The sequence below is a fragment of the Streptomyces sp. NPDC037288 genome (assembly GCF_055603265.1).
This window is the reverse complement of the sequence record NZ_JBVJVY010000020.1, coordinates 40,780-64,182: the sequence shown is the minus strand read 5'-3', so window position 1 is coordinate 64,182 and position 23,403 is coordinate 40,780. Positions and strand designations below refer to the sequence as shown.

At 71.5% G+C, this 23,403-nt stretch carries 23 protein-coding genes and 2 tRNA genes; 8 read left to right on the top strand and 17 right to left on the bottom strand.

Going from position 1 to position 23,403, the window contains the following annotated elements; all coding sequences use genetic code 11:
• Positions 1 to 71 precede the first annotated feature (71 nt).
• The 6 genes from ACZ7GZ_RS22590 to ACZ7GZ_RS22565 form a co-directional block, all read right to left on the bottom strand.
• Complete coding sequence (locus ACZ7GZ_RS22590) at positions 72 to 1,364, bottom strand: HD-GYP domain-containing protein (protein WP_471026805.1); 1,293 nt, start codon at positions 1,362 to 1,364, stop codon at positions 72 to 74.
• Positions 1,361 to 2,671, bottom strand: a complete 1,311-nt coding sequence (locus ACZ7GZ_RS22585) for an HD-GYP domain-containing protein (RefSeq protein ID WP_471026802.1) — start codon at positions 2,669 to 2,671, stop codon at positions 1,361 to 1,363. Before ACZ7GZ_RS22585 ends, ACZ7GZ_RS22590 begins: the two co-directional genes overlap by 4 nt.
• A 117-nt stretch (positions 2,672 to 2,788) precedes the next feature.
• Positions 2,789 to 3,091 carry a mycothiol system anti-sigma-R factor gene (gene rsrA / locus ACZ7GZ_RS22580; protein WP_191871520.1) on the bottom strand — a complete coding sequence of 101 codons (303 nt, stop codon included), beginning with the start codon at positions 3,089 to 3,091 and terminating at the stop codon, positions 2,789 to 2,791.
• Positions 3,088 to 3,783: an RNA polymerase sigma factor SigR gene (gene sigR / locus ACZ7GZ_RS22575; protein ID WP_471026801.1), complete on the bottom strand. Its 696-nt coding sequence runs from the start codon at positions 3,781 to 3,783 to the stop codon at positions 3,088 to 3,090. Before sigR ends, rsrA begins: the two co-directional genes overlap by 4 nt.
• A gap of 256 nt (positions 3,784 to 4,039) precedes the next feature.
• A complete protein-coding gene (locus ACZ7GZ_RS22570; RefSeq protein ID WP_471026799.1) occupies positions 4,040 to 4,666 on the bottom strand; it encodes an alpha/beta hydrolase family protein in 627 nt (208 codons plus the stop codon).
• 1 nt (position 4,667) lies between these two features.
• Positions 4,668 to 5,483 carry an SOS response-associated peptidase gene (locus tag ACZ7GZ_RS22565; RefSeq protein WP_471026798.1) on the bottom strand — a complete coding sequence of 272 codons (816 nt, stop codon included), beginning with the start codon at positions 5,481 to 5,483 and terminating at the stop codon, positions 4,668 to 4,670.
• Positions 5,484 to 5,533: 50 nt separating this feature from the next.
• Here ACZ7GZ_RS22565 and ACZ7GZ_RS22560 point away from each other — a divergent pair, with 50 nt between their 5' ends.
• From ACZ7GZ_RS22560 to ACZ7GZ_RS22545, 4 genes are all read left to right on the top strand, one after another.
• Positions 5,534 to 6,256 carry a M50 family metallopeptidase gene (locus tag ACZ7GZ_RS22560; protein ID WP_471026795.1) on the top strand — a complete coding sequence of 241 codons (723 nt, stop codon included), beginning with the start codon at positions 5,534 to 5,536 and terminating at the stop codon, positions 6,254 to 6,256.
• Between the two features lie 109 nt (positions 6,257 to 6,365).
• On the top strand, positions 6,366 to 7,682 hold the full coding sequence (gene aroA, locus ACZ7GZ_RS22555) for a 3-phosphoshikimate 1-carboxyvinyltransferase (RefSeq protein WP_471026792.1): 1,317 nt from the start codon (positions 6,366 to 6,368) through the stop codon (positions 7,680 to 7,682).
• Positions 7,683 to 7,691: 9 nt separating this feature from the next.
• A complete protein-coding gene (gene rsgA, locus ACZ7GZ_RS22550) occupies positions 7,692 to 8,702 on the top strand; it encodes a ribosome small subunit-dependent GTPase A (RefSeq protein ID WP_471026790.1) in 1,011 nt (336 codons plus the stop codon).
• 84 nt (positions 8,703 to 8,786) lie between these two features.
• Positions 8,787 to 9,110: a DMT family transporter gene (locus ACZ7GZ_RS22545; RefSeq protein WP_471026789.1), complete on the top strand. Its 324-nt coding sequence runs from the start codon at positions 8,787 to 8,789 to the stop codon at positions 9,108 to 9,110.
• Here the strand turns inward: ACZ7GZ_RS22545 and ACZ7GZ_RS22540 are convergent.
• Both ACZ7GZ_RS22540 and ACZ7GZ_RS22535 read right to left on the bottom strand, forming a co-directional pair.
• The gene (locus tag ACZ7GZ_RS22540; protein WP_471026786.1) at positions 9,002 to 9,319 is read right to left on the bottom strand and encodes an ATP-binding cassette domain-containing protein; all 318 of its coding nucleotides are present in this window, start codon (positions 9,317 to 9,319) and stop codon (positions 9,002 to 9,004) included. The genes ACZ7GZ_RS22545 and ACZ7GZ_RS22540 overlap by 109 nt on opposite strands.
• 262 nt (positions 9,320 to 9,581) lie before the next feature.
• A complete protein-coding gene (locus ACZ7GZ_RS22535; RefSeq protein WP_471026785.1) occupies positions 9,582 to 10,187 on the bottom strand; it encodes a TetR/AcrR family transcriptional regulator in 606 nt (201 codons plus the stop codon).
• Positions 10,188 to 10,490: 303 nt separating this feature from the next.
• On the opposite strand from ACZ7GZ_RS22535, the gene hisN reads away from it, so the two are divergent.
• Positions 10,491 to 11,291 carry a histidinol-phosphatase gene (hisN, locus tag ACZ7GZ_RS22530; RefSeq protein ID WP_471026783.1) on the top strand — a complete coding sequence of 267 codons (801 nt, stop codon included), beginning with the start codon at positions 10,491 to 10,493 and terminating at the stop codon, positions 11,289 to 11,291.
• Positions 11,292 to 11,439: 148 nt separating this feature from the next.
• Positions 11,440 to 11,835 (top strand): CBS domain-containing protein, encoded by a 396-nt coding sequence (locus ACZ7GZ_RS22525; RefSeq protein ID WP_471026781.1) that lies wholly within the window; start codon positions 11,440 to 11,442, stop codon positions 11,833 to 11,835.
• 116 nt (positions 11,836 to 11,951) lie between these two features.
• On the opposite strand, the gene ACZ7GZ_RS22520 is transcribed toward ACZ7GZ_RS22525, so the two are convergent.
• Positions 11,952 to 13,403 (bottom strand): catalase, encoded by a 1,452-nt coding sequence (locus tag ACZ7GZ_RS22520; RefSeq protein WP_471026780.1) that lies wholly within the window; start codon positions 13,401 to 13,403, stop codon positions 11,952 to 11,954.
• Between the two features lie 156 nt (positions 13,404 to 13,559).
• On the opposite strand from ACZ7GZ_RS22520, the gene ACZ7GZ_RS22515 reads away from it, so the two are divergent.
• Positions 13,560 to 13,976: a Fur family transcriptional regulator gene (locus ACZ7GZ_RS22515; protein ID WP_450796160.1), complete on the top strand. Its 417-nt coding sequence runs from the start codon at positions 13,560 to 13,562 to the stop codon at positions 13,974 to 13,976.
• 116 nt (positions 13,977 to 14,092) lie between these two features.
• Here the strand turns inward: ACZ7GZ_RS22515 and ACZ7GZ_RS22510 are convergent.
• The 4 genes from ACZ7GZ_RS22510 to ACZ7GZ_RS22495 form a co-directional block, all read right to left on the bottom strand.
• Positions 14,093 to 14,166: transfer RNA gene (locus ACZ7GZ_RS22510), tRNA-Met, on the bottom strand.
• Between the two features lie 106 nt (positions 14,167 to 14,272).
• Positions 14,273 to 16,084, bottom strand: coding sequence for a tetratricopeptide repeat protein (locus ACZ7GZ_RS22505; RefSeq protein ID WP_471026779.1), 1,812 nt, complete (start codon positions 16,082 to 16,084; stop codon positions 14,273 to 14,275).
• Between the two features lie 204 nt (positions 16,085 to 16,288).
• A tRNA-Met gene (locus ACZ7GZ_RS22500) sits at positions 16,289 to 16,362 on the bottom strand.
• Positions 16,363 to 16,403: 41 nt separating this feature from the next.
• A complete protein-coding gene (locus ACZ7GZ_RS22495; protein WP_471026924.1) occupies positions 16,404 to 19,328 on the bottom strand; it encodes a UPF0182 family membrane protein in 2,925 nt (974 codons plus the stop codon).
• A gap of 164 nt (positions 19,329 to 19,492) precedes the next feature.
• Between ACZ7GZ_RS22495 and ACZ7GZ_RS22490 the strand changes: the two genes are divergently transcribed.
• On the top strand, positions 19,493 to 20,038 hold the full coding sequence (locus ACZ7GZ_RS22490; protein ID WP_471026777.1) for a PPA1309 family protein: 546 nt from the start codon (positions 19,493 to 19,495) through the stop codon (positions 20,036 to 20,038).
• A gap of 78 nt (positions 20,039 to 20,116) precedes the next feature.
• On the opposite strand, the gene ACZ7GZ_RS22485 is transcribed toward ACZ7GZ_RS22490, so the two are convergent.
• The 4 genes from ACZ7GZ_RS22485 to ACZ7GZ_RS22470 all read right to left on the bottom strand — a co-directional run bounded on the left by ACZ7GZ_RS22485 (position 20,117) and on the right by ACZ7GZ_RS22470 (position 23,253).
• On the bottom strand, positions 20,117 to 21,214 hold the full coding sequence (locus ACZ7GZ_RS22485; protein ID WP_471026775.1) for a YlbL family protein: 1,098 nt from the start codon (positions 21,212 to 21,214) through the stop codon (positions 20,117 to 20,119).
• Between the two features lie 48 nt (positions 21,215 to 21,262).
• Complete coding sequence (locus tag ACZ7GZ_RS22480) at positions 21,263 to 21,436, bottom strand: hypothetical protein (protein ID WP_471026774.1); 174 nt, start codon at positions 21,434 to 21,436, stop codon at positions 21,263 to 21,265.
• Positions 21,437 to 21,564: 128 nt separating this feature from the next.
• Positions 21,565 to 22,026, bottom strand: coding sequence for a molybdenum cofactor biosynthesis protein MoaE (locus ACZ7GZ_RS22475; RefSeq protein WP_471026772.1), 462 nt, complete (start codon positions 22,024 to 22,026; stop codon positions 21,565 to 21,567).
• A gap of 114 nt (positions 22,027 to 22,140) precedes the next feature.
• The gene (locus tag ACZ7GZ_RS22470; protein ID WP_471026771.1) at positions 22,141 to 23,253 is read right to left on the bottom strand and encodes an SDR family oxidoreductase; all 1,113 of its coding nucleotides are present in this window, start codon (positions 23,251 to 23,253) and stop codon (positions 22,141 to 22,143) included.
• Positions 23,254 to 23,403: the final 150 nt, after the last annotated feature.

The window sequence follows — 23,403 nt, the reverse complement described above, 5'->3', positions numbered from 1 at the left end:
CAGTGGGCTGGCTTGTGCCCCCGGACACCCTCTCCCTCGCATCCAACCACGTGCGGCGGGAAAGGCGCTCATTACCCATGGGTTACCCAGCCGCGCCCGGGGTCAGACAGTGCGGTACGTCTCCCGTCGCCCTCCGCGGGCGCGCTCTCGCGCCAGGCCCGTGACCGGGCGAGGACCCTGGCGAGGGACTCCACGACTTCGCAGGCGTAGTCACCGGCGGTGCCGAGGCGCAGCTCCTCCAGCGCCCGCAGGGGTCCCTCGGGTCCGGCGTCCCGGGCCATCTCCTCGTAGGCGTTCACGGCCCGGATGATCCGCGCGGCGACCGGCTGTTCACAGGCGGGGTCCGCCTGCCTCTCCACCATCACGGCGACGGCCGCGGCCACCCCGGTCTGCCGTACGACGGCCCCGCCGAGCAGCGCGATGCGCCGCTGCTCGGCGGGGGGCAGGCCGGCGGTGGCACCGGCCGGGACCGGGTCGACCAGGCTGAGCTGGCCGATGTCGTGCATGAGGGCCGCGTACTCCAGGACGGTCAGCTCGCCCTCGCTCAGGCCGAGGTCCCGGCCGACGGCGAGGCTGAGCGCGGCGACGCGGCGGGCGTGTCCGGCGGGGGTGTATCCGGCGATCTCGGTGGCGCGGGCGAGGGAGGCGATGGTCTGCCGGTTGGTGGCGCGGACGGCCGCGTACCGGCGCACGGACAGCTGAGTGAGCAGCAGGGGCAGACAGAACACGGGCAGCGCCCACAGGCCGACGACGGCGACCGCGAGCGCCATCACGGCGCCGGTCGCGCAGACGGCGGATCCGATGCCGAGCAGTCCGCGCAGTTCGTCGCGCAGCAGCGGGCCGAACGGCCAGCGGGTGCGGGAGTGGGCGAGGGCCGCGGCGAGGACGGCGTCGCACAGAGCGGTCAGGACGAGGAGGGCGACGAGCAGCAGGGCGTATGCGGGGCCGCTCCAGGACGCGAACACGCCCTTGTTGGAGAGGGGTTGGAAGCAGACGGCGGCGAATCCGACGCTCAGGACGCGGCGGGCGAGATGGTCGAGGGTCGGGGTGCGGCCGCACCAGATGTGCGGGACGCCGCCGAGCAGGGAGGCGGCGAGGACGACGGTGACGACCTGCGGCGCGTCGTGCAGCGTCTGGTGTCCGGCGTCGGGTCCGAGCAGGGCGTACGACAGCGATCCGGCGGTGCCCAGCGGCGCGGCCTGCCGCACCGGGGCTCCGCTCCACCGGGTCAGCTCGCCGACGGCTATGAGCACCCCGAAGGCGAGCGCGACCCCCCGGTCGGCCATGCCGGTCCACAGGGTGACGCTGAGGGAGGCGGCTGCGGTGAGTCCGGCCGCGGCGTGGACGAACCGGAGGGCGGTCATCGCGGCGCCCCGGTGCGGGGGCCGGCGGCCGGCTGCCGGTTTGGGATCCCGCGCGCCGTCTCGTCGGCCGTGACGGCCGGATGCCAGCCCTGGCGGTCCAGGGCCCGGGCGAGCGCCGTGACCATACGGGGGTCGAACTGCGTCCCGGCGCACCGCTCCAGCTCGGCGACGGCCACCTCGACCGGCCGGGCCCTGCTGTAGGAGCGGGTGGAGGTCATCGCGTCGAAGGCGTCGGCGACGGCGACGACCCGGGCGCACTCGGGGATCTGGCTGCCGACGAGACCGTAGGGGTAGCCGCTGCCGTCGAGGCGTTCGTGGTGGTGCAGGATCGCCGCGCGGGCCTCGCCGAGGAAGGAGATGCCGCGGACCATCTCGTGGCCGTACTCGGGGTGCAGTTCGATGATCCGGCGTTCGTCGGGGGTCAGCGGGCCGTCCTTGCGCAGCAGCCGGGTGGGGACGCCGAGCTTGCCGACGTCGTGCAGGATGCCGGCGAAGCGGAGGGTCTCGACGCGGTCGTCGTCCATACCCAGTTCGCGGGCGATCATCACGGAGGCCTGTCCGACGCGTTCGCTGTGGCCGCGGGTGTAGCCGTCCTTGATGTCGACGGCCTGGACGAGCGCACGGATCGTGGCCTGGTGGGCGGCGCGTTCGCGGTGGTACTGGGCGAAGATCCACCAGGACACGCACATCGGCAGCAGCACGAGCAGCGCGGCGACCGGACCGTACGGGCTGCGCCACAGCACGGCCATCATCAGCCCGGCCAGTCCGTGCACCGCGACCGGCGCGAGTGAACGGGACAGCAGCCCGCGCCAGGCCCGGCGCAGCGGAACGCCCAGGGCGACGGCGCGCAGGCCGCCGTCGAGGAGGGTGAGGACCAGGCAGAAGACGAGGACGGCCGCGCCGGCGGGCAGCAGCGCGTACGGGAAGTCGCAGCCGACGACGGCGTCCCGCCCGCCGAGCGACCAGTGCACCCGGGCGGCGCCCCACACGGCGAGCGCGGGCTGCGCGGCCCGCCAGACGCGCCTGAGCAGCGCGGGCCGGTGCTCGACCGGCGAGAGCAGGGCCGCGGGCAGCGGGACGAGCGCGGCGGCCGGCGGCGGCAGCAGGAACGCCCCGGCGAGCAGGACGGGGTAGAAGGTGCCGCCGAAACGGCGGCGTACCACGTGCTCGCTGGCGGCGCAGAGGGCGGAGAGCAGGCCGAGCGCCCACCAGGGGGTGTGGAGCGCCGGCAGCGGCAGGAGGCAGAGCAGCGCCAGCAGGGCGGCACCGGCCACATAGCCGCGAGCCCTCGCCGGTACCGCCTCCATCGCGCCCCTCCCCGACCCGTGCCGGTCCAGGCTCGGAGCCTAGGGCGGGGATCGGGGGTACGGGGCCTATGACCTGAGGATTAGCACGTTCGGGTGAAGGGGGCGGGGACCCGGCGGTCAGCTCTCCTGCGGCGTGGCGGTCACGTCGTGGTCCGGCACGGCCTGGCCGGAGCGGATCAGATCGATCCGCCCCATGACCTTGGCGCGCAGGTCGGCGGGCACGTCGTCATGTCCGCAGCACCGCTTGACCAGCTTCTTCACGGCCTGCTCCAGGCCGTACTTCTCCAGGCACGGAGAGCATTCCTCGAAGTGGTGCTGGAACTTGTCGCGATCGACGTCCGGCATCTCGCTGTCGAGGAACTCGTACAGGTGGTCGAGTACCTCACTGCAGTCCGTCTCGTGCGGATCTCCGCAGCTCATGAGCCCGAACCTTTCGCTTCGTTCGACTCTCCGGCGCCCGCCGGAACCAGCCCGCGCTCACGGGCGTAGTCCTCCAGCATGCCGCGCAGCTGACGGCGGCCCCGGTGCAGCCGGGACATCACCGTACCGATGGGTGTCCCCATGATGTCCGCGATCTCCTTGTACGCAAAGCCCTCGACGTCCGCGAGATAGACGGCGATGCGGAACTCCTCGGGGATCGCCTGCAGCGCTTCCTTCACGTCCGAGTCGGGCAGGTGGTCCAGCGCCTGCGACTCGGCGGAGCGCAGGCCCGTCGACATGTGCGACTCGGCGCGGGCGAGCTGCCAGTCCTCGATCTCCTCCGCGGCGGAACGCTGCGGCTCGCGCTGCTTCTTGCGGTAGGAGTTGATGAACGTGTTGGTGAGGATCCGGTACAGCCACGCCTTCAGGTTGGTGCCCTCGCGGAACTGGTGGAAGGACGCGTACGCCTTGGCGTACGTCTCCTGCACCAGGTCCTCGGCGTCGGCCGGGTTGCGCGTCATGCGCAGCGCGGCCGAGTACATCTGGTCGAGGAATTCCAGCGCGTCCCGCTCGAAGCGCGCACTGCGCTCGGCGGTGGACTCGGAGGCCGTCTCCGCGCTCACACCCTGGCCCTCGGGCTGCTCCGCCTGGCCGTTGTCGGTCCCTGCGTCGGTACCGGTGACCGGACCCACCTCCTCAAGATCCCGGGCAGGACCGAGAGCGGTCCCACTCGATTCGGAGGATAGAACACGACCCGTGCCTGCCGCCCCTCGAATTGAAGCGGTCTTGGCCGCGTGCAGCACCGTCCAGTCCAGGTCAGTGCGGCGCTCACGGCTCGGGCAGACGGTCGAACCCATGCGGCGGACTTCCTCTCCTACGACGTCGGTGCCGAGGCCTCAGCACTTCTGTGCGCGACAACAGCGGGCCGGCGCGGCGCATTCCCGCCCGTCACGCGAGTGATCCGAGCCACTGCGCGACTCCCTCGGTGATGATCTCCAGGGCCCGTTCCTGGGTGATCTCCGCGCGCTTGGGAACCGCGAACCCGTGGTCCCCGTACGGCACTTCGATCAGCCCGAAGTCGCCTTCGGGGAACTCCGCCGGTTTCCCGAAGGGGTCGTTGCCGCCCTGCACGACCAGCGTGGGCACCCCGGCGCCGAGCAGTTCCCCGGCGCGGGACTTCTCGGGCCTGCCCGGCGGGTGCAGCGGGAAGCTCAGCGCGAGCACGGCGTGTGCGCCCGTTTCGGCGGCGGTACGGCAGGCGACCCGGGCGCCGGCGCTGCGCCCGCCGGAGACCACGGGCAGTTCCATCCCGGCCAGTGCCGGCCAGATGCCGCGCCAGCCGCTGTCCAGCGTCTTCGGCGCGGGGGCGATCTTCTTCCCGGCGACGCGCCAGGGCTGCTCCACCAGGGCCACGGTCACGCCGTGCGCGGGGAGGGCCCGGGCGAGCGCCTGGAGGTCGCGTGCCTCGACGCCCCCGCCGGCACCGTGGCCCACGGCGAGGACCAGGCCGGGGTCCTGCGCCCGGTGCCAGGTGATGCGTGCGGTTCCGGCGTCGGTCTCGACAATCTCGATCACGCTAGAAGAGTGTGCCCTCTTCCGGTGCCGGAAGCTCCTTCAGCAGCTCCGGACCGTTGTTGCGGACGTTGCTGACGGCCGTGGAGACCGGGTAGGCGCGCATCAGGCCGGGCGGGGGCGGGGCGAGCAGGTCGCGCAGGTGGTCGGGGTCGGTGCGGGAGGGGTCGAGCCAGGCGTCCCAGCGGTCCGGGGTGAGCATCAGGGGCATCCGGGGATGGATGTCGACCAGGGCGTGCGGGCCCTCGGCGGGGGCCACGGCCAGCGGCGTGCGCTCGGCGTCGGTGGTGATGACCGAGCACGTCACCCACCAGGCCCGCGGGTGGTCGTCGGGCAGGGTCCGGTCGCGCCAGAACTCGTAGAGCCCGGCCATCGCGAACACCGAGCCGTCGGCCGGCAGCACGAAGTACGGCTGCTTGCGCGGCCGCTTCTTCTTGCCCTCGGCCTCCAGCTCGCGCTCCTGCGTGCCGGTGACCCACTCGTAGTAGCCGTCGGCGGGGATGAGGCAGCGGCGGGCGGCGAAGGCGCGGCGGTAGGCGGGCTTCTCGTGCACGGTCTCGGCGCGCGCGTTGATCATCCGGGCGCCGCCCTCGGGCGTCTTGGCCCAGGAGGGCACCAGGCCCCACCTGAGTTTGCGCAGCTGGCGAACCGGACGCGGGGAGTCCGCGTCTTTCACGGGACGGTCGAGGACGGCGTAGACCTCCTTGGTCGGAGCCACGTTGTAGTCCGGCTCCAGGGTCTCCTCGGGCTCCCACTTCTCGATCTCGAAGATGCCTGCGAGATCCTCGGGCCTACGACTCGATGCATACCGTCCGCACATACGTGTCACACTGCCAGACTTCGTACGACGACAGGGAGCCACTCGGACACATGGACAGCCTCGCCGCCACCGCGCTGCCCGACATCTGGGACCGGCTCACCGGTCTCCAGCCCGATCCCGACCTGTGGGTGGTGCTCGCCACCCTGGGCGCCGCCCTCGCCGTCGTCGTCCCGCACAGTCTGTGGCGCATATCGCGCAACGCGATCACCATCGCGCACGAGGGCGGCCACGGTCTGATCGCGCTCCTCACCGGCCGACAGCTCACCGGCATCCGGCTGCACTCCGACACCAGCGGCCTCACGGTCAGCCGGGGCAAGCCGTACGGGCTGGGCATGATCCTCACGGCGGCGGCGGGGTACACCGCACCCTCGCTGCTGGGCCTGGGCGGCGCCGCGCTGCTGGCGGCCGGCCGCATCACGCTGCTGCTGTGGGCGGCGACGGCGCTGCTGGTGGCGATGCTGGTGATGGTCCGCAACGCGTACGGCGTCCTGACCGTGGTGCTGGCCGGGGGCGCCTTCCTGCTGGTGTCCTGGCTGGCGGGGCCCCAGGTGCAGGCGGCGTTCGCGTACGCGGTGGTGTGGTTCCTGCTGTTCGGCGGGGTACGGCCGCCCTTCGAGCTGCAGATGAAGCGGTCACGGGGCGGAGCGGGGGACTCGGACGCGGACCAGCTGTCGCGTCTGACGCATGTGCCGGCGGGGCTGTGGCTGTTCCTGTTCCACGCGGTGTCGCTGTGCTCGCTGATCGGCGGGGGCCGCTGGCTGCTGGAGGTGTGAACCCGGGACCGGGCGCATCCGCACGTGACAGGTCCTGCCGCATTTTCATCGAGGTTTAACCGCTTTTGATCGAGATCTCCGGTCGTCCCCAACCACTAAAGTGGGGCGCATGACCGTGAACCCCGCACACACCGCCCTCTGGCCCGCCCCGCACGCGAGCGGAGCCGTCGACGCGACGGTCCACGTGCCCGGGTCCAAGTCGGTCACCAACCGCGCACTGGTGCTGGCCGCTCTCGCCTCCGAGCCCGGCTGGCTGCGCCGGCCGCTGCGCTCGCGCGACACCCTGCTGATGGCCGGTGCGCTGCGGGCCATGGGCGTGGAGATCGAGGAAGGGGTCGGCCCGGACGGCTCCGGCGAGGCCTGGCGGGTGCTGCCGACGGGCCTGCACGGCCCGGCCACGGTCGACGTCGGCAACGCCGGCACGGTGATGCGCTTCCTGCCGCCGGTGGCCGCGCTGGCCGACGGCCCTATCCGGTTCGACGGCGACCCGCGCTCGTACGAGCGTCCCCTGCACGGCGTGATCGACGCGCTGCGGCAGCTCGGCGCCCGGATCGACGACGACGGCCGGGGCGCGCTGCCGCTGACCGTGCACGGCGGCGGTGCCCTGGACGGCGGCCCGGTGTCGATCGACGCCTCCTCGTCCTCCCAGTTCGTGTCGGCCCTCCTGCTGTCCGGCCCGCGCTTCAACCAGGGCGTCGAGGTCCGGCACACCGGCGCCTCGCTGCCCTCCCTGCCGCACATCCGGATGACCGTCGACATGCTGCGCGCGGTCGGCGCCCAGGTGGACACCCCGGAGTCGGGCGGCGAGCCGAACGTGTGGCGGGTGACGCCGGGCGCGCTGCTCGGCCGGGACCTGACGATCGAGCCGGACCTGTCCAACGCCCAGCCGTTCCTGGCGGCGGCCCTCGTCACCGGCGGCAAGGTGCTGATCCCGGACTGGCCGGAGCGCACCACCCAGCCCGGCGACCGGCTGCGGGAGATCTTCACCGAGATGGGCGGATCCTGCGAACTCACCGAGTACGGGCTGGTGTTCACCGGTTCGGGTGCCGTCCACGGGATCGACGTGGACCTGGGCGACGTCGGCGAGCTCACCCCCGGCATCGCGGCGGTGGCGGCCCTCGCGGACTCCCCCTCCACCCTGCGGGGCGTGGCGCATCTGCGGCTGCACGAGACGGACCGGCTGGCCGCGCTCACCAAGGAGATCAACGAGCTCGGCGGTGACGTCACCGAGACCGCCGACGGCCTGCACATCCGCCCGCGCCCGCTGCACGGCGGCGTCTTCCACACCTATGAGGACCACCGCATGGCGACCGCCGGCGCGATCATCGGCCTCGCGGTCGAGAGCGTGCGGATCGAGAACGTGGCGACCACGGCGAAGACCCTGCCGGACTTCCCCGAGCTGTGGGCCGGGATGCTCGGGCAGTAGGGACACGCCATGCGCCGCTACGGCAAGCACACCGACGAGGACGACATCCGCACCCGTCCCAACCGCAAGGGCAACCGGCCGCGGACGCACATCCGGCCCAAGCACGAGGACGCCGCCGAGGGCCTGGTCCTCACGGTCGACCGCGGCCGGCTGACCTGCCTGGTCGACGACCGGCCCGTGATCGCGATGAAGGCCCGCGAGCTGGGCCGCAAGGCGGCGGTGGTCGGGGACCGGGTGGCCCTGGTCGGCGACCTGTCCGGCAAGAAGGACACGCTCGCCCGGATCGTCCGGATCGAGGAGCGCGCATCGGTGCTGCGGCGCACGGCCGACGACGACGACCCGTACGAGCGGGTGGTCGTGGCGAACGCGGACCAGCTCGCCGTCGTCACGGCCCTGGCCGACCCGGAGCCCCGCCCCCGTCTGATCGACCGCTGTCTGGTCGCGGCCTTCGACGGCGGTCTGGAGCCGCTGCTGGTGATGACCAAGTCGGACCTGGCCCCACCGGACAAGCTGCTGGAGCTGTACGGCGCGCTCGACATCCCCTACGTCGTCACCAGCCGCGAGGAACTGGAGAACGGGGACGCGGCGGACCGGGTGCGGGAGCACCTGGACGGCAGGGTCACGGCGTTCGTGGGTCACTCGGGCGTGGGCAAGACGACGCTGGTGAACGCGCTGGTGCCGCAGGAGCGCCGCCGTACGACGGGCCATGTGAACGCGGTGACGGGCCGTGGCCGCCACACCACCACGTCCGCCCTCGCTCTGCCCCTGTCCGCTGCGGGCGGCTGGGTCATCGACACCCCCGGCGTCCGCTCCTTCGGCCTGGCGCACGTCGAACCCTCGCGCGTGATCCACGCCTTCCCGGACCTCGAACGCGGCACGGAGGGCTGCCCGCGCGCGTGCAGCCACGACGAGCCGGACTGCGCGCTGGACGCCTGGGTGGAGGAGGGCCACGCGGATCCGGCGCGGCTGTATTCCCTGCGCCGGCTGCTGGCCACCCGGGAGCGCAGGGAAGGCGACTGACCACCGCGTTGTTTGGCCGGGTGACGTGCCGGTAAGTGCATAATCGCACCGAGCCGGAGATCCGGATCAACGGGAGGACAGCACATGGCGTGGCTGCTGGTCATGGTGGCCGGGATTCTGGAGACCGGTTTCGCCGTGTGCCTGAAGCTCTCGCACGGCTTCACGCGCCTGTGGCCGACGATCGCCTTCGCCTCCTTCGCCCTCGGCAGCTTCGGTCTGCTGACCCTGTCCCTGAAGAAGCTCGACGTCGGCCCCGCGTATGCGGTGTGGACCGGCATCGGCGCGGCCGGCACCGCGATCTACGGCATGGTCTTCCTGGGCGACCTGGTCTCCACCCTGAAGATCGTCTCGATCAGCCTGGTCATCATCGGGGTGATCGGCCTGCAGTTGTCCGGGTCGGCGCACTGAGGCGGCGGGCCGGTCGCGGCACAGAGCAGGCACCTCGGCCTGGACCGGGACGTCCAGGCGGAGACGGGTTCGTCGAGGACCAGGAGTACGGGTTCGACGGGCCGGGCCCGGGCGATGCCGACGCGCCGGCGCCGGCCGCCGGCGAACTCGTGCGGGTAGCGGTCGGTGTGGCCCGGTTCGAGGCCGACCCGGGTCAGGAGCTCGGGCACCCGGCGCGCGACGGCGCCCTTGCCGGCGCCCTGGGCGCGCAGCGGCTCGGCGACGATGTCACGAGGACGGTCCCCGCGAGCAGCAGCCGCAGGCCGACACCGAGATCCGGCGCCTCGCCCACTCCGTCGAGCTCTGCCAGCGCCCGGAGATCCTCGCCGTCCGCTCCGGCCTGGCGGACTACGGGGCGGAGGGACTGGCGGACGGCGACTGCACGAAGGTGGGGTGGCTGAAGAAGTAGCCCGGCGTCCGGACCGCTCGGGATCACACCGTCTGGTGCGGGACGACCGCTCGGACCAGTTCCGCCGCGCCGCCCTCGCCCGGTGGAGCCGCGACGCAGGACAGGGCGAGGCGCACGACCAGTTCGCAGGGGCGGGTCAGCTCGGCGGTGTCGGCGGGGGCGGCGGCGGGGCCCGCCAGGGCGCTGACCGCGCGGTCCCGCACGATCCGTACGAAGTCACGGGGTGTCGGCAGCGGCCCGTCCGCGCGGCGCTGCGCCGGCACCGAGGACGAGGACGGCACCGCGGCGAGCACAGGAGCGGGCAGCCGTTCACTCCAGCAGCCGGTGAGCATGGCCCGTACCAGCGCGTTCTCCCGCGCGGCGGCGCTCGTCCACTCGGCCACGGCGGTGAGCCGCTCCCTCGGCTCACCCGGCCCGGCGAGGGCCCGCTCCACCCCGGCGAGGTATCCGTCGGCCTCCCGCCGCACCAGCGCCCGCGCCAGCCCGTCCTTGCTGCCGAACTCGTTGTACAGGGTCTGCCGGGACACCCCGGCCGCAGCGGCCACGTCGACCATCCGCACCGTGGACCACGGCCGGCACGCCAGGGCCGTATAGGCGGCGTCCAGTAGGGACTCCCGGGCAGCGGGCATTCTCGCCTCCCTGGCACGGAGCGGCTCTGCGCCCAGATTTGACGCGCTCGTAGGCACTGTCAAGGGTGAGGGGCCCGCTTCGCGCCGCGGGTCGGGGGGATCGACGTGGGCGTACGTCACCGTGGCCGAGTGCGGGTGCGCGGCCTGCTGATCGCGCGGTTTTCCGCGCCCCTTGCGGGCCGCTCGCGGCACTCCGCAAGCGCGGGCAAGCGGCACCGCCCCTCGTCCGGCCCCAGCACACGGCGCCCCGACACCCCCCGCCCTGCTGGCCCCACAGCAGCGGCGGCAGATACCGTTCCTCACATGCCGGACTACCTGGACGACCTGCGCCTCGCCCACGTCCTCGCGGACGCCGCCGACGCCGCCACCATGGACCGCTTCAAGGCCCTCGACCTGAAGGTGGAGACGAAGCCGGACATGACCCCGGTCAGCGAAGCGGACAAGGCCGCGGAAGAACTCATCCGAGGCCAGCTCCAGCGCGCCCGCCCGAGGGACGCCATCCTCGGCGAGGAGTACGGCGTCGAGGGCACCGGCCCCCGACGCTGGGTGATCGATCCCATCGACGGCACCAAGAACTACGTCCGCGGCGTCCCCGTCTGGGCGACCCTCATCTCCCTGATGGAAGCGGGCGAGGAGGGCTACCAGCCCGTCGTGGGCGTCGTCTCCGCCCCGGCGCTGAACCGCCGCTGGTGGGCCGCGAAGGGCCACGGCGCCTTCACCGGCCGCAGCCTGACCTCCGCGAGCCGCATCCACGTCTCCCGTGTCGGCAAGCTCGCGGACGCGTCCTTCGCGTACTCCTCCCTGTCCGGCTGGGAGGAGCGGGGCCACCTGGACGGCTTCCTGGACCTGACCCGGGAGGTGTGGCGCACGCGCGCGTACGGCGACTTCTGGCCCTACATGATGGTCGCCGAGGGGTCCGTGGACATCTGCGCCGAGCCGGAGCTGTCGCTCTGGGACATGGCCGCCAACTCGATCGTCGTCACCGAGGCCGGCGGCACCTTCACCGGCCTCGACGGCCGCCCGGGGCCGCACAGCGGCAACGCGGCCGCGTCCAACGGCCTGCTGCACGACGAGTTGCTGGGGTATCTCAACCAGCGCCAGTGAGACACAGGAGGAACCCGCGCACGCCCCCAACTGGCGTCGCGCGCCCTCTTGTTGACCCGTCCTTTACCTGGCACTCTGATCCCACCCCCACTTGTGAAATTGTGAATCCCCAACCAACGGCAGGGATTCCTAGGAGGTGGCCCCTTCCATGCTCGTCCGAGACGCCATGAGCACGGTGATCCTCACCGTCGGCCCCGCCCACACCCTCCGCCAGGCAGCCGCCCTGATGTCCGCCCGCCGTGTCGGCGCCGCGGTGGTCCTCGACCCGGACGCCGGCGGCGTCGGCATCCTCACCGAACGCGACATCCTGAACTCCGTCGGCCTCGGCCAGAACCCGGACACGGAACGCACTCACGCCCACACCACCACCGACGTCGTCTTCGCGGCCCCGACCTGGACCCTGGAGCACGCCGCCCGCGTCATGGCCCACGGCGGCTTCCGGCACCTGGTCGTCCTCGACCGCGGCGAGGTCGCCGGCATCGTCTCGGTCCGCGACATCATCCGCTGCTGGGCCCCGGACCGCGAGCCCGCACCGGCCCTCTGAGCGTCCGCCCCGGCGCATACGGAACGGGGCGGATACGCAACGGGCCGGACCCCGAGCACCGTGGGATCCGGCCCGCCCGGCAGCACGGAACGTGCCGCCGGCTCAACCGCGCGGACTCAGCCGCGCAGCTCCTGCACCGCCGCCTCCAGCCGCTTGCCGAAGTCGGCGTCGGCGTTGCGGAAGTTGCCGATGGCGCGCTCGACGATCCCCTCGAGCGAGACCTGCGAGATCGCCCCCGCCAGGTTCGCGATCAGCCGCTCCCTCTCCTCCTCCGACATCAGCCGGTAGAGGTTGCCGGCCTGCACGAAGTCGTCGTCCTCGGCGTGCGCGGGCGTCGGGTGGTTGCCGGTGAGGCCGTCGACGGAGGTGGCCGGCCACAGCGGCCGGCCGGTCTGCTGCGGCCCGCCGAAGCTGTTCGGCTCGTAGTTCTTCGCCGCGCCGTGCCGGCCGTCGTACAGGAAGCCGTCACGGGAGTTCGTACGCGCCTGCGTGGCGTGCGGACGGTTCACCGGCAGGTGGTCGGCGTTGATGCCGACGCGGTAGCGGTGCGCGTCGCCGTACGCGAACAGACGCCCCTGCAGCATCTTGTCGGGCGAGGGGCCGATGCCCGGCACGAAGTGCGCGGGGCTGAAGACCGACTGCTCGACCTCGGCGAAGACGTTCTGCGGGTTGCGGTTCAGCTCCAGCCTGCCGATCTCGATGACCGGGTAGTCCGCGTGCGGCCACACCTTGGTCAGGTCGAACGGGTTGAAGCGGTACGCCGCCGCGTCCGCCGCCGGCATGATCTGCACCCCCACGGTCCAGCTCGGGAACTCGCCGCGCTCGATCGCCTCGCGCAGGTCACGCTGGTGGGAGTCCGGGTCCTTGCCCGCGAGGATCTCGGCCTCCCGGGCGGTGAGGTTCTTGATCCCCTGGTCGGTCTTGAAGTGGTACTTGACCCAGAAGACCTCGCCGGCCTCGTTGTTCCACTGGAAGGTGTGCGAGCCGAAGCCGTCCATGTGGCGGTACGACGCCGGGATGCCACGGTCGCCGAACAGCCAGGTCACCTGGTGGGTCGACTCCGGCGACAGCGACCAGAAGTCCCACACGTTGTCGGCTTCCGTGGAGCCGGTGTACGGGTCGCGCTTCTGGGTGTGGATGAAGTCCGGGAACTTGATCGCGTCCCGGATGAAGAACACCGGGGTGTTGTTGCCGACGAGGTCGTAGTTGCCCTCCTCGGTGTAGAACTTCAGCGCGAAGCCCCGCGGGTCGCGGACGGCGTCGGCCGCGCCGAGGTTGCCGGCCACCGTCGAGAAGCGCAGGAAGACCTCGGTCTCCTTGCCGATCCCGGAGAGGAAGGCGGCGCGGGTGTACGGCGTGACGTCGGCGGTCACCGTGAAGGTCCCGTACGCGCCCGCGCCGCGCGCATGGACGACCCGCTCAGGGATGCGCTCCCGGTTGAAGTGGGCCAGCTTCTCCAGCAGCAGCTGGTCCTGGACGAGGACCGGCCCACCGGCGCCCGCCGTCTCGCTGTTCTGGTTGTCGGCAACCGGGGCACCGGCCTCCGTGGTGAGCGGTCCCTGCGTCACGTGCGCCTCCTGCGTCATCGCTGACTCGTCCTGTCCCAGTCCTGCCCTGCGACCAAATCCGGTCCCGATCCTACATTGGACTAGATCTAAGTCAAACAATGTTCCAAAGTCACACCTATTCCCGTCCTGGTGCGTCTTCCTGTTAGGCTGGTGGCTATGAGCGACCTTCTGGAACGGCTGCGTGGACGCGGATGGCGAATGACCGCGCAGCGGCGCGTCGTGGCCGAGGTCCTCGACGGCGAGCATGTGCACCTGACAGCCGACGAGGTCCACGCGCGGGCTGTCGCGAAGCTGCCCGAGATCTCCCGGGCGACCGTCTACAACACGCTGGGTGAGCTGGTCTCCCTCGGCGAGGTGCTGGAAGTCGCGACGGACAAACGGGCCAAGCGCTACGACCCGAACGCACACCAGCCGCACCATCACCTGGTCTGCGCCCGCTGCGGCGCGATCCGCGACGTCCACCCGACGGGCAACCCGCTCGCCGATCTCCCCGACACGGAGCGCTTCGGCTTCACGGTGTCGGACGTCGAGGTGACGTACCGGGGGCTGTGCCCCGACTGCGCGAGCGCGTAAGAGACGCGAGCGCGTGAGGGAGGGGGCGCAAGCCCCCTCTTTTCTTTGCTCGCATTCCCACGAACAAACAACCGAGGGCCGGAACCCATCTCTGGATTCCGGCCCTCGGCCTTCAGTAGCGGGGACAGGATTTGAACCTGCGACCTCTGGGTTATGAGCCCAGCGAGCTACCGAGCTGCTCCACCCCGCGTCGGTGAACACGACATTACGCGAGAGAAGCCGACGGAAGCAAATCGCTTAGGGGGCGAGTGACCAGGGCCACTTCTCTGCCGCGCAGATCCGGCGCAGGGCGCCGATCAGGCCGACAGTTCCTCCCGCAGCGCGTCCCTCAGCCGCCCCGCCCGCTCCGCAACCTCCGCCGGCCCCAGCTCGACCGCCCGGGCCGCCCACTTCTGCCCCTCCGCCAGCTCCCCCCGACGCGCGTAGACAAGGGCAAGTCGAAGAGCCGCCCGGCCATGCCCCGCGTCAGCGGCCCGCGTCCACCACACCGCCGCCTCCGGCTCGCTCCCCTCCCGGGCCAGCAGCAGCCCCAGATTGAAGGCGCCGTTGCGCGACCCGGCCTCCGCCGCCGCCCGGTACCAGCGCGCCGCCTCCACCACGTCGCCCCGCGCCGCCGCGAGCATGCCGACCCGCACCTGCGCCCGCCGGTGCCCCTGGGTCGCCGCCCGCTCGTACCACTCCTCGCACTCGGTCTTCTCGTGGACGATCTCGCCCAGCTCATGCGCCGGCTCCGGCGGCCGGCGCGCGTCGAGCAGCGTGGCCAGCCGGTACGCCGCCTCCGCGCTGCCCGCGCCCGCCGCGCACCGCAGATGCCGCTCGGCCTCCTGCTCGTCGCCCTCGCGGAGCCGGGCGATCCCGACCTGGAGGGCCGCCTCGGTGTGCCCGGCGGCGGCGGCCCGCTCGTACCAGCGCAGCGCCGTCGCGTCCGCCCCGCGCCCGGCGTAGAGGATCCCGAGGTTGAAGGCGGCGTCCACGCTGCCGGCCTCGGCGGCCTTGGAGAACCACGGCTCGGCACCAGTGGTGTCGCCGCCCTGCAGCAGCAGGATGGCGAGCGCGTTGGCGGCCTCCCGGTGCCCGGCGTAGGCGGCCCGCCGGTACCACTGCTCGGCCTGGGCGGTCCGCCCCTGCTCGGCACAGAGCAGCCCGAGGTTGTACGCACCGTTGTCGTCACCGGCGTCCAGCGCCGCCCGGTACCAGCGCTCGGCGGTCTGGGTCTCGCCGCGTTCGGCGTGCAGCGCGCCGAGTGCGTTGGCCGCGTTGCCGTCGCCCTCCTGGGCGGCACGCAGCCACCACACGGCCGCGCTCTCGGTGTCCCCGGCATCGCGCAGCAGGAAGCCGAGCGCGCAGGCGGCCCGCGGCTCGCCGTCCTTGGCGGAGGTCAGGTACCAGCGCCCGGCCTCCTTCAGCTCTCCGCGCTTCTCCAGGATCGCGCCGAGGTGCAGCGCGGCGCGCCGGTGTCCGCGTGCGGCGGCCTGCCGGTACCACTGCTCGGCCTCCGCGACAGCGTTGTCAGCCCCGCCTTCGTCCTCGGGCCCGGCTCTGTGGTCGAGCGCGCGGGCGAGCCGGTAGGCGGCCTCCCGGTGCCCGCGCTCGGCCGCGGCCCGCATCCAGTGCTCGGCGCCGACGTCCCCGCGGTGCTCCAGCAGGTCGGCGAGCGCGTAGGCACCGAGGACATGACCCTGCTCGGCGGACTGGCGCAGCCAGTACTCCGCGGCGGGCTCGTCCCCGCGCTCACGGTGATGGCGGCCCAGCGCGTGGGCGGCGGTGGCGGAACCGGCGACGGCGGCGACGCGCCACCAGCCGGCGGCCTCCTCGGGGTAGCCGCGCTGGTGCAGCAGGACACCCAGGTTGTTGGCGGCGGCCCGGTCGCCGGCCGCGGTGGCGGCCCGCAGATGGGGCTCGGCTCCGTCGAGGTCGCCGCGGCGCAGCAGCATGGCTCCGAGGACGCTCGCCGCCTCGGCGTCGCCGCTCTGCGCGGCCAGTCCGAGGCGCACCTCTTCCGCGGCGTCCCCCATGTCGCTCAACTCGTCCCGGGACGGCTCTTCGCCAGAAGACTGCACAAATCGCCCTGACTCGAACAGAGTTGCCTTGTCCCCCATAACGTCCATCGTCGCACCACCTGCAACCTGGGTACACCCGGTATACCGCAGCCCGTGAGGTCACTTCAGCGTTTTGTCGACATGCCCACAGGGAGACAAGTCAAACACACACCGCCCAAGTCCCCACGGCGGCGCGGCCGTCCCTCCCCTCAGCACATGAGTTCGCACACCACGAAGGCCCGGATCCCTTGGGATCCGGGCCTTCGACTGCAGTAGCGGGGACAGGATTTGAACCTGCGACCTCTGGGTTATGAGCCCAGCGAGCTACCGAGCTGCTCCACCCCGCGCCGTTGCCTGGTAACCGTACCACGGCGCGGAGGGCGCTTGATCAACTCTTTTCACCGCTGCCGTTCTTGCCGCTGCCGGACTGGCCGGCCTTGGCCTCCGCGTCCTGCGCCCGCTTCAGCGCCTCCCTCAGGTCCTTCTGGGCCTTGTCGTACGCGGTCCAGTCCGGCCCGTCCCGCAGGGCCTTCTGCCCGGCGTCGTAGGCCTTCTGGGCGTCGTCCAGGGCCTGCCGGACGGTCGGGTTGGCGGACGTGGGCGGGTTGGCGGTGCCGGTGTCCGGCGGGGTGGTGGTCGAACCCTCCACGCCGAACACCTTGTTGAGCGCCTCGTCGAGGGTGTTCTCGAACGCCGTCTTGCCGTTGTAGGAGACCAGCACCTTGCCCAGCAAGGGGTACTTCAGCTTGTTACCGCCAAGGACGTAGACCGGCTCCGCGTACAGCAGTCCGCCGTCGAGCGGCACGGTCAGCAGATTGCCGTACTCGACCTTGGAATGCCCGCGGCTGAGCAGGCTGATCGTCTCCGCGATGTCCGGCCGGGAGTTGAACTGGCTCTGCACCTGTTTGGGACCGTCGGCCGCCGTGCTGGTCGGCAGTTTCAGGATTCTGATCTTGCCGTAGTCACCGGTGCCCGGGTCGGAGTCGACCGCCATGAACGCGCTGAGGTTGTCGCGCCCGTTCGGGGTGAACGTCGACGTCAGCGAGAACGCCTCCGCGCCCTGGTCCGGCATCTTCATGCTCAGGTAGTACGGCGGCACCGCGCTGCCCGAGTCGTTGGTCGGGTCGTCGGGCACCTGCCAGACCTCGCTGCCGGTGAGGAACGTCTGCGCGTCCGTCACGTGGTAGCGGCTGAGCAGTTCGCGCTGGACCTTGAACAGGTCCTGCGGATAGCGCAGATGGGCCATCAGGGCGTGGGGGATGGCGCTGCGCGGCTCGACCGTGCCGGGGAAGGCCTTCATCCAGGTCTTCAGTACCGGGTCCTGGGTGTCCCACTGGTAGAGCTTGACCTCGCCGGTGTACGCGTCGACGGTCGCCTTGACCGAGTTGCGGATGTAGTTGACCTGGTTCTGCTGGGCCACCACGCTGCGCGAGGTGTTGGTGGCGGTCAGTGAGTCGGCCGTCGTGTCACCGAGGGTCGTACGGGAGGAGTACGGGTAGCCGTCGGACGTCGTGTACGCGTCGACGATCCACTGGATGTGGCCGTCCACGACCGCCGGGTAGGCGTCGCCGTCGATGGTCAGCCAGGGGGCGACCGCCTCGACGCGCTCCTTGGGCGTGCGGTTGTACAGGATCCGCGAGCCCTTGCCGATCGCGCCCGAGTAGAGGATCTGCGGCTCGTTGAACGCCAGCGCGTACGCGGCGCGGTTGACCGGGTTGTCGAGGTTGACCCCGCTCCTGCCGGTGTAGCTGGTGGTCTTCTCGTCGCCGTTGTCCGCCGAGTAGTCGACCTCCTTCTGCGGTCCGCCGACGATGGAGTACGTGGTGGTCTTCTCGCCGTAGTAGACGCGCTGCTGGTACGTGCCGAGGTCACCCTTGGACGGCAGGTTGGACTCGGTGAAGACCGGCTGGCCCTGGTCATCGGCCTCGGTGCCCTTGGCGGCGACCGCGCCGTAGCCGTGCGTGTAGCGGAAGTGGTCGTTGATCCAGTTGTTCTTCGGGATGCCGTCCAGGTTCAGCTCACGCAGCCCGATGACCGTGTCCTGGTCCTTGCCGTCCTTCGCGGGATACCGGTCGACGTCCAGGTTGGTCGGGAAGGCGTAGTAGTTCTTCATCTGCTGCGCCTGCTGGAACGTCGGCGAGACGATGTTCGGGTCCATGATCCGGATGCTCGCCGCGTCGTCCGCGTCACCGCGCAGCCTGGCCTTGTCCGAGGCCGTGGACTGGTCCGACGCCGTGGACTTGCCCGCGTACTCGGTGACCTTGGTGTCGTCGATGCCGTACGCCTCGCGGGTCGCCTTGAGGTTCTTCTGGACGTACGGGGCTTCCTTGGCCTGCTCGTTGGGCTGGACCTGGAACTTCTGCACGATCGCCGGGTACAGGCCGCCGATCAGGATCGCCGAGAGGACCATCAGGCCGAAGCCGATCACCGGCAGCTGCCAGGTGCGCCGCCACAGCGTGGCGAAGAAGAGCAGCGCGCAGATCACGGCGATGCAGAACAGGATCGTCTTCGCCGGCAGATAGGCGTTGGCGTCGACGTAGCGCAGGCCGGTCCAGTTGTCGGTGGCCTTGAAGTCGCTGGACTTGACGGCCAGGCCGTACCGGTCGAGCCAGTAGGCGACCGCCTTCAGGGCGACGAAGATGCCGAGCAGCACCGACAGGTGCCCGGTCGCGGCGGCGGTGGCACGCGCGCCGGGGCTGGTGACGCGCAGCCCGCCGTACAGGTAGTGCGTGAGCCCGGCGGCGATCAGGCACAGGACGGCGGCGGCGAAGCCGAAGCCGAGCAGAAAGCGGTACCAGGGCAGGTCGAAGGCGTAGAACGAGACGTCGAGGTGGAACTGGGGGTCCTTCTGGTGGAAGGGCACGCCGTTGACCCACATCAGCCAGGTCCGCCACTGGCCGGCCGCGGAGGCGCCGGCGATCAGGCCGACGAGCGCGGTGACGGCGAGCAGCAGCCACTTCTTGTACGGCGCGATGCCCATCCGGTAGCGGTCGAGGCTCTGCTGCTCCACGGACATGGCACTCAGCGGGGGCCGCAGCCGGTGCGCGAGCCAGATGTTGACCGCCACGGCGACCGCCATCAGCAGACCGAAGACGAAGAAGAGTCCGATCTTGGTCCACAGCACGGTCGTGAACACCGACGAGTAGTGCACCGACCGGTACCACAGCCAGTCCGTCCAGAAGCCCGCGAACATGGTGAACGCCATGCCGAGGACGGCCAGGACGCCCAGTGTCATGAGCAGGGTCCGAACCCGCCGGGACGGGCGGCCCGCTCTGATCCGCGGCCCCGTCGGGCCTCCGCCGCGGTCCGGCATCTGGAAAGCCAAGGTGCGCACCTCGAAGTTCGCTGTCGATCCGTCAGGCCCTCGTGTTCGCGGGGCCTCGGTGGCCCCCCGTGATCGCGGGCCAACACCTATGCAACTTACTCACGCCCTGCTCGGTTCCCGATTCCGGCGGTGAACGAGGCAGGATTGTGACCATGTCCAACACTCCCATGGCGGCGAGCCCGCTCACCCGGGCCGTACTCGAGATCGACGAGTACGTCTCCGGCCTCGGCTGGGACCAGCCCGCTCGCCTCTTCGCCCTTGTCGACACCGCACGGCTGCGGGCTCAGGAACCCTCGCTCGCGGCCCAGCTGGGCCTTGACGGGGACGAGTCCGAGGCCGCCGGTCTCACCCCGATCGAGCAGGACGAGATCCCGTCCGGCAAGCCGCTGGACGAGTTCCTCGGCACCATCGCCTGGCCCGACGCGGTGGTCGGGTGCGCGCTCTCGGTGGAGCGCCTGATGCTGCCGCCGTCCGCCGAGGCGCAGGTCCCGCAGAACCTGGGCGAGGCGCAGCTGGCCAGGTGGGTCGCCGAGCACCCCGAGCGCCAGGAGGTGCGCATGACGGTCGCGGTGCTGCGTGACGGCGGCCGTGAGTCGGCGCTGAGGCTGCGCGAGAAGGACTCCCCGACGGAGGTCCTGACGGGCCCGGACCTGGTCCCCGGCCTGGCGGAGGCCCTGGCGGCGACGTTCGCGGACTGATCCCGTCCGGTGCGGTACGGCGATGGGGGCGCCCCTGCTCTGCGGGGCGCCCCCAGCCGTGTCACATGCGCGTGCCGGTCAGCCGTTGGTCGTGCACTTGGGCAGCGCCGCGGTGTTCCCGCTGCGGATGTCCTTCAGCGCGCCGAGCGCGTCCCCGATCGTCCTGACCTTCACCAGCCTGAGCCCGCTCGGGGTGTCCTTGGCGGCGGCCGAGCAGTTGTCGGCGGGCGTCAGGAAGTACTGGGCGCCCTTGTCGCGGGCGCCGACGGTCTTCATCTCGATGCCGCCGATCGGCCCGACGGTGCCGTTGTCGTCGATGGTGCCGGTGCCGGCGACGAACTTGCCGCCGGTCAGGCTGCCCGGGGTCAGCTTGTCGTAGATGCCGAGGGCGAACATCAGGCCGGCGCTGGGCCCGCCGACGTCGGCGAGCTTGATGTCGATGGTGAACGGGAAGGTGTGGTCGGTCCCGGCGGAGATCCCGACGATGGCCCGCTTGGCGCCGCTGTCCTCGGAGGTGGTCGTGGTGAGGGTGACGTTCTGGGTCTTCGCCGCCGTCCTGTGCACCTTCTCGGCGGCGGCCTGTTCCTTGGCCGGGACGACGGTGAACACGACCTTCTGGCCCGGCTTGTGCCGGGTGACGAACTTGGCGACGTCGGAGGGCTGCTTCACGGCCGCACCGTCGACGGCCTTGATCACGTCACCGGCGTGCAGCCTGCCCTCGGCCGGTGAGCCCTTGACGACGGTGGAGACGATCACCCAGGACTTCACCGGAACGCGAAGCTCCTTCAGGGCGGCGACCTTGGCGCTCTCCTGGGACTGGCTGAACTCCTCGGCGTTCTCCTGGGAGGACTGCTGCTCGGTCTTGCCGTCCGGGTAGAGCGTGTCGTGCGGCACGATCTTGCTGTCGTGCGCCAGCCAGCCGTAGACCGCCTCCACCAGGTTCATCCGGAAGTCCGCGCTGGTCACCCGGACTGTCGTCATGTTCAGGTGGCCGTCGGTCTGGTACGTCTTGTGCCCGGTGATCTGCAGCACCGGCTCGCCGTCGTGGTCCCCCAGCGTGTTCACGGTCGGGCCGGGAGACATCTCCGCGTACGGCACGGGGATGAGTACTCCCGCGCACAGGAGCGCGATCAGCATCAGGGTGGAGGCGAGCATCGTCGCGGTGCGGCGTGGCATGGCACGACAGTACGGGACGCCTGTGTCAGCGGACCGTCAGGGCACCCGTCACGCGCCGTCGGCCCCCGTGTGGGACCTCTCCATGGCCTCCCGGAACCGGGCATAGCCGTCCAGCTCGGGGCCGTCGCCGCGCACCTTGCGTGTTCTGTTGGCCCAACTGCCCCACAGTCCGCCGCCGATCGCAGCCAAGAGCGGAATCAGCAGCCAGACAAGCGCCCCCATGCCGACCTCCCAACGCCATGAGCGTCCGCAACTGACTGATCAGCAGATTAACCATCCGCAGTGACAACGCTCACGCGGGGGGGCCGGTTACGCAACTCGGGGGGTACAGATGCCCCGAGTGACGGACGTCAGCAGGCTCCGACCCACTCTTCCGTCCCGTCCGAGAACTTCTGGTGCTTCCAGATGGGCACCTCGTGCTTGAGGTCGTCGATCAGCTTGCGGCAGGCGTCGAAGGCCTCGGCCCGATGCGGACAGGCCACGCCGACGACCACGGCGAGGTCCCCCACGTTCAGGTCGCCCACGCGGTGCACGGCGGCCAGCGCCCGCACCGGATACTCGGCCACGACCTTCTCGGCGATCCGCCGCATCTCGGCCTCGGCGCTGGGGTGGCAGGAGTACCCGAGGGCGTCCACGTCGGCGCCCCCGTCGTGGTTCCGCACGGTGCCCACGAACAGCGCGATCCCTCCGGCCGCGGCGTCCCCGACGGCCTGGAAGACCTCGTCCACGGAGAGCGCGGTCTCCCGGACACCGATCAACTTGATGGGGTCCTGCGCCGCCTGCTCACCGGGGTGCTCGTTCGCATGTGCCATGCCCCCATCGTGCCGCACGCCTGTGACACGGAGGAATACGAGATTCACCAGGCACGCGCGTGGGGACGTTTGGAGTCTCCTACAGCGACCGGGAGGCAGATCCCCTAGCCGCTGCTAGACGCGCCGCCGGGCCTTCCGGGCCCGCCGGACCACAGCGGCAGCGCCCAGCAGAGCCACCGTCGCCCCCGCGGCCCCCGCGGCCGTGGCGTCCTTGCGCCCCAGCCGCCGGCCGGCGACCGTATGCCGCCCGGAAACCTCCTCCAGCAGCTCCGCGAGCACTTCCTCGTTGGTCCACCGGGGCCGCCACCCGGCGTCGTGCAACCGGCTCCCGCTGACCACCCACGGGTGCATCGTGTACGCCAGGTCTCCCGCGGGAGACGGCGTGAGCCCGATCCGGTGCAGGCGGGCCGCCGCGCCGAGCGCGACCGCCGACGGCAGCTCCATCCGCCGGATCCCGCTCAGCTCCTCGACCTCCTCCTGCTCCAGCCACCCGTCGCAGCCGACGGCCAGTTCCCCGTCGACCTTCTCCAGGACGGCGTACTCCAGAGCGCTGCACAGGTCCTCGACGTGGCAGAACTGCCACGCGGGCCGCGACCCGGCGACGACGAGCAGCCGCGGCGACTCGAAGTACCGGGTCAGCGCGGTGTCCGTGCCGCCGACCAGCACGGCGGGCCGTACGACGGTGACGTTCAGCCCCGGATGCGCCCGCGGCGCCCGCCGCGCCAGCCGCTCGATCTCCAGCAGGTCCCCGACCCCGGTGGCCTCGGCGGTCGCCCGCAGCTCGGCGTCCTCCGAAAGGGGCAGCTCGTTGTCGGGGAGCGCGCCGTAGACCATCGCCGAGGTGCACAGCACGACCCTGGGCACGCCGGCCGCCGCGGCGGCCGTCAGGACGGTCTGCGTCCCCCGGACGTTGTAAGCGGTACGAGCCGCCGGATCGGTCTCCAGATCGAGGTCGAGCGCGAGGTGGACGACCACGTCGGCGCCCCGCAGCTTGTCCGCGATGGCGGGGTCGCGCACGTCGAGGATGTGCCAGGTGGCGGCGGCGCACTCGCCGCGCCGCTCGTCGATGGCGATGACCTGTTTGATCTCCTCGGAGGCGGCGAGCCGCTCGGTGAGCAGGGCACCGACCCCTCCGGCGGCGCCGGTGACCGCGACGACGGGTCCGCGCACGGCGGACGAGGCTGAGGGGTTTCGCGCTGCGCGAACCTGCGGATCTGGGGAACTCACCGGGCGTCTCCAGCGGTTGTCTTCGGTACGAGCGCGAGTGACGCGTACGTACCAGGTGCATCCATCCTGCCGCAGGCCTGCTGTGGGCGAAGCACCGAGGCCCGATCGGGTCCGGGTGTCTACGCTGGGTGGTGTTGTCGGGCAGCCGCG